The sequence below is a fragment of the Streptomyces sp. LS1784 genome (genome assembly GCF_020103755.1).
GTDB lineage: Bacteria > Actinomycetota > Actinomycetes > Streptomycetales > Streptomycetaceae > Kitasatospora.
The window spans coordinates 21,717-31,356 of sequence record NZ_JAHSQD010000034.1 but is presented as its reverse complement, the minus strand read 5'-3'; the positions used below and the strand labels follow the sequence as shown (position 1 = coordinate 31,356).

Below are 9,640 nucleotides of genomic sequence, written 5' to 3'. Positions count from 1 at the left end.
CGGCGGTCGATCTCCCGGGCCCGGTCGACCCGGGCGCCTACCCGCTGCCGGAGTCCGCGGACGCCGTCCTGAAGCACTGACCCCCGACCGCGCCCGCGCCCGCCCGACGGGTGTCACCGGTGCCCCGCCCCGCCCGCCCCGGCCGGGCGGAGCGGCCGGGCGCGGCAACTCGACTGTGCGGCATGATCGGTGCGACCGTCGGACGATCCGACGTCCGGCGCCGAGAGGGGGCCCACCCGATGCCCGACGGCTGGACCGCCGACCTCGTCCTGGGCTGCGCCGTCCTGCTGGGCGCCTCCGTCCAGCGGCTGGCCGGCATCGGCTTCGCCCTGGTCGCCGCGCCCGTCCTGGTCCTGCTGCTCGGCCCGCGCGACGGCGTCACGCTGTCGAACCTCGCCGCCGGCGCCATCAGCGCCGTCGGTCTGCTGGGCAGCTGGCGGCAGGTCCGGCTGCCGGCGATGCTGCCGCTGATCCTCGCCGCAGCCTGCACGGTGCCGGCCGGGGCCTGGGCCGCGGCGGAGATCCCGGCACCAGGACTGCTCATCGGCATCGGGGCGCTGGTCACCCTGGCCGCCCTTCTGGTGCTGCGCGGAGTACGGGCGGCCGCGCTGCGCGGGGTCGGTGGCGCCCTGGTCGCGGGCGCCACCAGCGGGTTCATGAACTCGGCCGCCGGGGTGGGCGGCCCGGCCGTCTCCCTGTACGCCGTCAACACCGGCTGGACGGCCCGGGAGTTCCTGCCCAACGCCCAGTTCTACGGCGTGGTGGTGAACGCCTTCTCGCTGGCCGGCAAGGGCGTGCCCGCACTGTCCGGGCCCGCCTGGTGGCTGGTCGCCGCCGCGCTCGCGGGCGGCGCGGCGATCGGCCGGCTGCTCGCCGGGCGGGTGCCGGAGGGCCGCGCCCGGATGGTGGTGCTGGGCCTGGCCCTGGCGGGTGGGCTGACCACCCTCGCCAAGGGCGTCTGGGGCCTCGGCTGAGCGCGCCCGGCCGGGCATCACCGTCCGGGGGCCCGGCCGGAACGGCCGAACCGGATACCCGGACAACTCAGGATCAGCCCGACACCCTTACCGACACGGACAGTTCGGGATACCCCCGGCAGTTCGGAAACCACCCGAACAGCCCTCCGCGGACATGACATACTGCGTCGGTGACCTCAGCTGACCTGGCCGCAAAGCCGTCCAAAAGCCGTCCCCAACTGGGCCGGAAGTTCAACCTGCTGTGGTCCGCGTCGGCGATCTCCTCGGTCGGCGACGGCATGCGGGACTCCGCCCTGCCGCTGCTGGCGGTGGCCGTCTCCGACTCGCCCAGCGCGGTCTCCGTGGTCTCCGTCGCCGCGTCACTGCCCTTCCTGGTGATGTCGCTGTACGGCGGAGTGCTCGCCGACCGGGCCGACCGGCGGCGGCTGATGTGGACGATCGACGGCGCGCGCGCCGTCGTCGTCCTGGGCTTCGCCGCCTGGGTCTTCCTCGCCGACCCGCCGCTGGTCGCGCTCGCCGCGCTGGCCTTCCTGCTCGGCTGCGGCGAGACGGTCTTCTCCAACGCAGCCACCTCGGCCGTCCCCGAGCTGGTCCGCCCCGACCAACTCGACGCCGCCAACGGCCGGATGCAGGCCAACATGCTGGTCGGCGGCAACCTGATCGGCCCGCTGCTCGGCTCGGCGCTGTTCGCCGTGGCCGCCGCCTACCCGTTCACGGTGGACGGCGTCTCCTTCGCGCTCGCCGCCGTCCTGGTCGCCGCCACCGGCCGCTCCACCGCCCCGCGCGCCCAGGCCGACCGCCGCCCGGTGCTCACCGAGATCCGCGAGGGCGTCGACTGGCTGGTCCACCACCGCGACGTGCGGATGCTCGCCGTGCTCTCCACCCTGGGTGCGCTGGCATGCTTCATGGGCACCACCATGATGGTCCTGATGGTCACCAAGGTCATCCACGCGCCCGCCGCCTCCTACGGCATCGTGCTCGCGGCCGGCGCCATCGGCGGCACTGCCGCCAGCACCCTGGCCGGCCGGCTCAGCCGCCTGCTCGGCCGCGGCACCCGGATCGCCCTCGCCTTCCTGCTGATGGGCGTCTCGCTGATCCTGATGGGCCTGAGCACCTCGGTGGCCGAGGTCGCCGCGCTGTACGGCGTGGTCGGTTTCGGGATCGTCACCTGGAACATCCAGGCGATCTCGCTGCGCCAGCAGGCCGTACCGAAGGAACTGCTCGGCCGGGTCAACAGCTGCTACATGCTGCTGAGCCGCCTCGGCATCATGGCCGGCGCCGCCCTCAGCGGCTGGATCGCCTCCGTCGTCAGCATCCGCACCCCGCTCCTCCTCGGCGGCGGCCTGCTGCTGGTCCTGCTGGTCGCGGTGCTGTTCCTGCTCCCGCGGATGACCGCGCTGGAGGCCACCCCGGCCGCCGCCGCTCCGGACACCGAGTAGCCCCCGCCGGGGGCCGCACCTTCCGCCGGACCGAGCGCGGCAGCCGGGCCGGGCGAGTGGCCTGTGCGACCGCCTCGGCGGAGTCACCCACCGCCGTCCACTGCGCGGTCCGCACCGCGAAGTCGCCCGGCGCCGCTCGCCGACCGCCTAGGAACGATCCCCCTCGGGCTCGTTCGTCCAGGCGGCCGTGCGGGTGGTCAGGTTCTCGGGCGGCCCGCCGGCGGGTGGGGTGGCCGTCCGGGGCCGGGCGGAGGTAAGGGCGGCCAGGGCCGGGGTGGCGGCGAGCGCGAGGCACAGCGGTAGTGGCAGGTGGTCGGCGAGGAGACCGGCCAGCGCGGTACCGGCCGAACTGCCCGCATTGAAAGCGGCGTTGACCCAGGCGCCGGCTCGGGTGCGCCGCCCGGGCCCGGCGAGTTCGTCGGTGAACAGGTAGGCGGTGGTGAGGGTCGGGGCCACGGTCAGGCCGGCCAGGGCGGCGACGGCCGCCAGGAGCGGGAGTGTCGGGGCGAGGGCGGTCAGGGCCAGCGTGCCGCCGAAGGCCGCGGTGAGGACGGCGAGCCGGACCCGGGCCGGAGCCCGCCAGTCAAGGGCGCCGAGGGCGAGACCGCCGACCGCGCTCCCTACCGCGAGCGCCCCCTCCACCCACGCGGCGTCGGCCGCCTGCCCGTGCCGCTGGGCGAAGACCACCGCCAGCAGGACGAACGCGCCGAGCCCGGCCCCGGCCCCGGCGGCAGCGGCGAGCGGCTGGCGGGTCCGGGCCAGCAGCCGCCAGGAGCGCGAACGGTCGTCGACCACACGGGAGTTCATGCGAGCGGGGGTCGGCTCGCCGCGCACCGAGGCGGCCAGGGCGAGGGCGCCGGTGAGGACGAGCGCGGCGCCCAGCACCAGTCCGAGCGCCGGGCGGTCCGTCGCCGCCGCGATCAGGCCGGCCAGCAACGGGCCGGTGACGTGCAGGAGTTCCTCGGCGACGGTGTCCAGGCTGTAGGCCCGCCGGCGCAGCTCGGGATCGGGCAGCAGGGCGCTCCACCGCGCCCGGGTGACGGGCCCGAGGGGTGGCGCGAGCACCCCGGCCGCCATGGCGAGAGCGAGCAGAGCCGGGAACGGGACGCCGGGCCGCCAGGTGGCAGCGGCCAGGCCGAGCAGCACCAGCGCGTACCCGGCCGCCATCGGCGGCAGCGCCCGGCGTGGGCCGTGGCGGTCTACCAGCCCGGCCCGGAAGGGTGAGAGCAGCACGTTGGAGGCGGCGAACAGGGCCGTCAACCAGCCGGCCCGGGCGTACGAGCCGGTCGTACCGGTGACGGCCAGCAGGAGCGCGAGCGGGACGATGCCGTAGGAGAGGCGGCCGATCAGGGCCGCACCGAAGAGCCGGACCGCGCCGGGGGTGCGCAGGACCGTCGCATAGGACGAAGACATGGAGGGGTTCCTCAAGAGCAGGCGCGCGCCGCGCGCCGGTGTACCGGGACGCCGAAGGGCCGCACCACTCGGGTGCGGTCGTTGTTCGGGGTCCTAGTCACGGGAGAGGAACACGGGGCCATGGTAGGGCATGGTCCTGCCGGATCTCGCGTGAGAAGTCGGTGGGGCCGACTTCTCACGCACGGCTGCGGCGCCGACCACGGACCCGCGTCGAGGATGCCGCGCACCAGCGGCCGGATCCGGGGCGGGCCCAGCAGCGGCACCCCCGACTCCCCATGGACATATCAACTTGCCACCTGTAGCCTCCTTCTGACAGGTCGACAGCTCAGGACCGCCGCGACGGCGCATCCCCGCTCGACCCACACCGGGTGGCACGGCAGGGCCGCGCCCCCGCCTCCGAGCCGGGCGCCGGATCGCTCCCCCGTCGATCCGGCGCCCCCTCCGGTTGTCATGCACAGGGTAGTCGCCCGGATGGTCTCTTCCGCTCGTTCGAGCATCGCGCTTGCGTCAGGCGTCGTGCTCCACCCGCTCGGCCTGCGCCCGATCCTCCCGGAGGGCTGCGATGACGGTGTCGACCGTGACGCGGATGTCGAACGGAGCGAGTTCGAAGAACTTCATGGCCTTGCCACCCTCGGAGAGCTCCAGCGCGCCGGCGACCAGGCCGGCGTGTTCGAGCCGCTCCAGGTGCATGTAGAGCAGCGGCCTGGACATGCCGAGCCGTCGGGCCAGTTCGCTGACGTGGACCCGGCCCTGCGCGAGTTCGCCGATGATCCGCAGGCGCTGGGCGTGCCCGACGGCGGCCAGCAGGGCCAGCAGTTCCGCGCTCGTCGGCACCCCCACCCTCTTCCTCCTGCCTGAAAGGTGAGACTGACAGGCGTGAACAGACACTGTCAAGACGATCAACGACCGCCGATTCCATGCCAGTTGCCCGTCAGCACGACCGAGAAGACCTCTCGGATCCGGATCGTCATCCGTCGCACCCACCACCCTCACCCGGCGGCACCGGACCAGGACGGCCCCGCCACCTGCACCGACCGGCCCAACGGAACCCCGGGGCGAAGCCGGAGGACGCCGACGTCGCCCCCGCGTCCTCCCCTGACGTCCACCACCTGAAGAACTCTTCACCCCTACAGGGGGGTTAGCCCCATGGTCCACGACTTCTCCGCCGCGATAGCTTCATGAAGTCCGCCCCGCGGTGGGGCTCGTCCAGGAACGCCTTTCAGATTTGGGGAAAGACATGCGCAAGCAGTCCGGCCGTCTCGCGTCCTTCGTCGCCCTCGTGGCGGCCGTGGGCGGTCTCAGCGCCTGCGGGCTGGCTTCCGACAACAAGTTCGACGACGACACCACGGTGGGCGAGAAGATCACCGCGGTGAGGCTCGACACCACCGCCGGCGGCGTGACCCTGCGCGGCAAGGAGGGCCTCGACAAGGTCTCCCTGCACCGGTCGGTCAGCTACCAGGACAACAAGCCGGGCGCGACGAGCCGGGTCGAGAACGGCGTCCTGGTGCTCGGCGGCTGCGGTCAGCACTGCGCGGTCACCTACACCGTCGACGTCCCCGCGGGGCTGCCGATCAGCGGCCAGACCTCCTCCGGCGCGGTCAGCCTCTCCCACGTGGGCAACGTGCAGGTCACCACCAACTCCGGGGCGGTCAACCTCGACGGGGTGAACGGCTCCACGGAGGTGAACACCACCAACGGCGCCATCACCGGGCGCGGGCTGAACGGCGACCACATCCGGGCCGAGGCCCACAACGGTGCGATCGACATCACCTCGACCAAGCCGCAGGACATCAGCGCGTCGACCTCCAACGGCGCCATCACCCTGGCCGTGCCGCCCGCCAAGTACAAGGTGTCCGCGAAGACCGGCAACGGCCACAAGGACATCGCCGTCCCGGACGACCCGTCCGGCCAGTACCAGCTCGACCTGAGCACCAGCAACGGACGCATCTCGGTCAAGCAGGCCTGACCCCTGCGGCCGCCTGTCATCCGGCGATCATCCGGGCGTCAGCAGCCTTGCCACCACCCTCGACGACGTCTTCGCCCACCTCACCGGCCACCCACCGCTGACTACTCCGTGTCGGGTACCGCCCGGTGGATCGCGGTGATCCTCTCCGCGGCGTCGAAGCCGAGCACCGGATCGGGCCGCACGGAGAGCAGGCTGGCGTAGAGCGGACGGTAGTGGGCGACTTTCCGCCCGGTCCTGCCGTCGTTCCCGAAGGCCGCCAGCAACTCACCGTCCCGGGCGGCGAATCCCGTCATGGCGGTGTGGTCGATCCACACCTCCACGCCGGAGCGGCCGAACACCAGGCTGCTCTCCTTGCTGCTGGAGCCGGTCAGCCAGCTGCTGCGCAGGCGGGCCGTACCCGCCTCGCCCCGGGAGCGGAAGTCCACCGCGCACCACGCGCTCGCACCACCGTCCGTCTGCCGGACGGACCTGAGACCGACGAGGTCGACGAAGCGGGTGACCATGCTGAGCTGGTTCACCCCCGAGTCCGTCCAACTGGAGACGTACGAGGCGAAGGCCTCCGCCCCTCGAAGGACGTACGGGTCGTAGAACGCCGAGGTGATGGTCGTGACCGGCCCCCACTCCGGGTGTGCGGCGAGCAGTTCCGCCGCCCAGTCGACCTCCGGGGAGAAGGCGAAGTGGTGTGCAATGAACACCCGGCCCCGCACATCGGCCTTCCCGTCCAGCTCGCGCAGCGCGGCGAGGGACGCGCGGTCATGGACCAGCGGTTTCTCCACCAGGACCCTGGCCGTGGAGCGCAGCAGGGCCACGGTCACCAGCTCGGCGTGCGTCTCCGTCGGGGTGGCGAGGACCAGCAGGTCCGGCTGGTGTCCGTCGAGCGCCTCGTCCAGCTCGCCGTAGTGCGGCGGCGTCGCGCCCCGGAACACGACCGGCCCCACCGCCCTGGGGTCGACCGTGAACTCCACTTCCACGTCAGGCCGTTCGGCGAGGACGGCGAGGTGGGTCTCGGCGATGACGCCGAGACCCACCAGCCCGACGCGTACCGGATCGACGCGCTCCTGCTGGGTCATGGTCTCTCTTCCCCTCGTCCGTACCGGCCCCGCGCGCCGGGGCTCCGACGTCTCATCCTCGCGCAGCCACCTCCGCCCAGCGGCCCAACGACTCGGCCGGCCCGTCCACCCACTCGACCCGCGGGTCGTGCTCTGCGGCCTTCGGGACGCCCTCGATCCAGCTGGTCACGATGGGGACCCAGTAGGTGTTGCCGCCCGACCTGCGGGTGCGCGCATCGAGCTCGGCGCGGGTGCGGCGGGCGCCGTCCCGGTTGTCGCCGAGGACCCCGATCAGGATCTGGGCCACGTCGGCGAGGTTGTGGCCTCCGCGGTAGCCGATGCCGTCCGCGAGCTGCCGCGTGCTCCTGACCGCCTCCACGGCGGCCTCGGTGTCCCCGGACACCGCGTGCGCGACCGCCTCGGCCGAGCGGATCTTGACCAGCTCGACGGGGTTGGGCACCAGGTCGAGCAGGTCCCTGGCCCGGGCCGCCGCGTCCGAGACCGCCGCCGTGTCGCCGGCCCAGCAGGCGGTCTGCGCCAGATTGGCCAGCGCCTTCGCCTCGGCGGCGGCGAGGCCCTCGCGCCGGGCCAGGTCGATCGCCTCGGTGTACACGGCGGTCGCCTCGTCGAAGCGGGCGTTCACCCGCCAGATGTGCCCCATCAGCCGCAGCCGTTCACCCTCGTCCTCCGGGCCCCGACTGCACTGCTCCCGGAGTGAGCTCAGTGCCGTGCCGAAACGTCCGTTGAGGTAGTCGAAGTCGCAGAGCCAGTACCGGGCCGCCGCGTCGAACTCGCCGCCCACCAGGGCTCGGTAGATCTCCGCGGCCTCGGTGTAGTCTCCGTGGTTGCGCAGCGCGTGGGCGAGGTGGATCTGCAACAGCTGCGCCGTCGGACTGCCCTGCCGCACGTCCTCCCAGGCGCCGCCGAGCAGCTCGACCGCCTCCGCCGCACGGCCCGTGCGACGCAGCTGGACGCCCCGTATGGCGGCGAGCACGGCCCGGCACTCCGGCGTCCCGGCCCGTTCGGTGGCGAGCCCGGTACCCAGCTCCGTCCACTGGCCCGCCTCGACGAGGCGCTGGGTGGCACGGGCCATCCAGTCCTCGAAGACCCCGTACGACGCCGAGAGCTTGAGGCCGGATTCGAGTGTCTGGGCGATGGCGGCCCGCCCGGCGGACGGCCCGATGCGCCGGCCCAGCCAGGTGAGCAACCGGGCCGCGACCTCGCTGCGGTCCCGGTCGGACCAGCCGTCCGGGAGCGTCCGGTCCGCCTCCCGGATGGCGTGGCGCAGCGCCGCGTGCAGGGCGTACGGCAGGGCGTAGGCGTCGTCGTGGGTCAGGAACGGCCTGCGCAGGAACCGTGCCACGCTGCCGTCGGAGCCGTGGGGCTGTCCGGCCCGCAGCAGATCCGCCGCGACCCGGTCGGTGAGCGCCGCGGTGCGGACGAGGTCGCGCTCCTCCCGGGGCAGGTCACGGATCGACCGGGTAGCCACCGCCGTGAACGTGCCGCCGAAGTCCGCCGGCGACGGCTGCCCGCCGCGGGCGAGGAGGGCGGCGAAGTGGGACACCGAGAGGTCCAGGTACAGCGGCAGCCCCTGGCCGCCCGTGATGATGCGCCGGCGGACCTCGGCGGGCATGACGGGCTCGCCGTCCCGGGTGAGCGCCTCGCTGAGGTAGCTGTCGGCGTCGGAATCCGAGAGGTAGCCCACGAGGTGCTGGCGGGGTTCGACGGTGTCGTTGCTGTAGTGCAGGTTGGGCCAGCACTGCGGGCCGGTGAAGTCCAGCTCGCCGCCCGCACCCGCATCGGCCCAGTCGACCCGGTTGCGGCCGGTGATCACGAACAACACGTTGGGCATCAGGTACGCGCACCGCTGGATCAGGCGCTCCACCGTCCGGTCGGCACGGCCGTTGACCACCTCGAAGGTATCGAGGAACACGCACACGGTGGGCCGCCGGGCCGGCCGGCCCCGGGGCGGCAGCCGCTCCAGGTCCCAGGCCAGCAGGTACGGGAAGTAGGAGAGCGTCTCGTAGTCGGCGTCGGCCTCGACCAGTTCGGCGAACAGCTCGCAGTCGGTCAGCAGGCGCCCCTCGCGGACCCGGTCGCGGACGGTGCGGTAGGTGGCGAGGGCCGCCCGGTGCGCCAGTCCGGCCAGACCGCCGAGGCCGGCGGGGTCGACCTCCTGCACGGTCTGGGTGATCTGGTCGCCGAGGCCGATGCTCCGGGAGGCCCGGCGCAGGGCCGGCGAGGCGTCGAGGAAGTCCTGGAGGGCCTCGCCGGGATGCGCACGGGCCCAGTACGAGGCGAGCGCCAGGTCGAAGGCCTGCCACCGGCTGCCCAACCGCCCCAGGCCTGCCCGCAGGCGCAGCAGCAGGCCCTCGATGTCACAGGCGCCGTCCTCGGCGAGGTCGACGCGGACGGCCACCACGTCCTCGCGTTCCTCGGCCGCCGCGTCCGCGAGCAGCCGGCGCTCCAGCTCGTGCGAGAGGGTCGACTTGCCTATGCCGCCGACGCCGTACAGCGTCAGGACGTTGCGGCGCCCCTGCGCCCGGTCCACCACCGGCGAGACCTCGGTCTCGTCCAAGGTCCGGCGCAGGCCCTCCACCGACCGGTTGAAAGCCGCGACTTCGTCGACCCGGTTGGTGAAGACCTGTTGTGCCGTGACGGTGGACGACAGGCCGCTCATGAACGCGGCCCGCAGGTTCACCCGTGCCATCCCGCCTCCTCGTACGCGGCGCCCCGGAGATGCCACGTCCGCATCGGCCCGGGTGCGTGACCTGAGATACTGTCAGCTCCCCGCGAGGT

General features: G+C 73.4%; 7 protein-coding genes. 3 read left to right on the top strand and 4 right to left on the bottom strand.

Annotation, left to right across the window (positions count from 1 at the left end; all coding sequences use genetic code 11):
* Positions 1–239: 239 nt before the first annotated feature.
* A complete protein-coding gene (locus KS423_RS07215) occupies positions 240–974 on the top strand; it encodes a sulfite exporter TauE/SafE family protein (RefSeq protein WP_224276285.1) in 735 nt (244 codons plus the stop codon).
* Between the two features lie 170 nt (positions 975–1,144).
* A complete protein-coding gene (locus KS423_RS07210) occupies positions 1,145–2,413 on the top strand; it encodes an MFS transporter (RefSeq protein WP_224276283.1) in 1,269 nt (422 codons plus the stop codon).
* A 147-nt stretch (positions 2,414–2,560) separates the two neighbouring features.
* Here KS423_RS07210 and KS423_RS07205 read toward each other — a convergent pair whose 3' ends face one another.
* Together KS423_RS07205 and KS423_RS07200 are read right to left on the bottom strand one after the other, a co-directional pair.
* Positions 2,561–3,826, bottom strand: a complete 1,266-nt coding sequence (locus tag KS423_RS07205) for an MFS transporter (protein ID WP_224276281.1) — start codon at positions 3,824–3,826, stop codon at positions 2,561–2,563.
* A gap of 507 nt (positions 3,827–4,333) precedes the next feature.
* Positions 4,334–4,660, bottom strand: coding sequence for a winged helix-turn-helix domain-containing protein (locus tag KS423_RS07200; protein ID WP_224276279.1), 327 nt, complete (start codon positions 4,658–4,660; stop codon positions 4,334–4,336).
* 403 nt (positions 4,661–5,063) lie between these two features.
* Between KS423_RS07200 and KS423_RS07195 the strand changes: the two genes are divergently transcribed.
* A complete protein-coding gene (locus KS423_RS07195; RefSeq protein WP_224276277.1) occupies positions 5,064–5,792 on the top strand; it encodes a DUF4097 family beta strand repeat-containing protein in 729 nt (242 codons plus the stop codon).
* Between the two features lie 101 nt (positions 5,793–5,893).
* Here the strand turns inward: KS423_RS07195 and KS423_RS07190 are convergent, their stop codons facing one another.
* Positions 5,894–6,862 carry a Gfo/Idh/MocA family protein gene (locus KS423_RS07190; RefSeq protein ID WP_224276275.1) on the bottom strand — a complete coding sequence of 323 codons (969 nt, stop codon included), beginning with the start codon at positions 6,860–6,862 and terminating at the stop codon, positions 5,894–5,896.
* Positions 6,863–6,914: 52 nt separating this feature from the next.
* On the bottom strand, positions 6,915–9,551 hold the full coding sequence (locus KS423_RS07185; protein WP_224276273.1) for a hypothetical protein: 2,637 nt from the start codon (positions 9,549–9,551) through the stop codon (positions 6,915–6,917).
* Positions 9,552–9,640 lie beyond the last annotated feature (89 nt).

Coding starts and splice junctions, on each gene's coding strand:
- KS423_RS07185 (WP_224276273.1), bottom strand. CDS start 9,551: ATGGCACGGGTGAACCTGCGGGCCGCGTTCATGAGCGGCCTGTCGTCC.
- KS423_RS07195 (WP_224276277.1), top strand. CDS start 5,064: ATGCGCAAGCAGTCCGGCCGTCTCGCGTCCTTCGTCGCCCTCGTGGCG.
- KS423_RS07190 (WP_224276275.1), bottom strand. CDS start 6,862: ATGACCCAGCAGGAGCGCGTCGATCCGGTACGCGTCGGGCTGGTGGGT.
- KS423_RS07205 (WP_224276281.1), bottom strand. CDS start 3,826: ATGTCTTCGTCCTATGCGACGGTCCTGCGCACCCCCGGCGCGGTCCGG.
- KS423_RS07215 (WP_224276285.1), top strand. CDS start 240: ATGCCCGACGGCTGGACCGCCGACCTCGTCCTGGGCTGCGCCGTCCTG.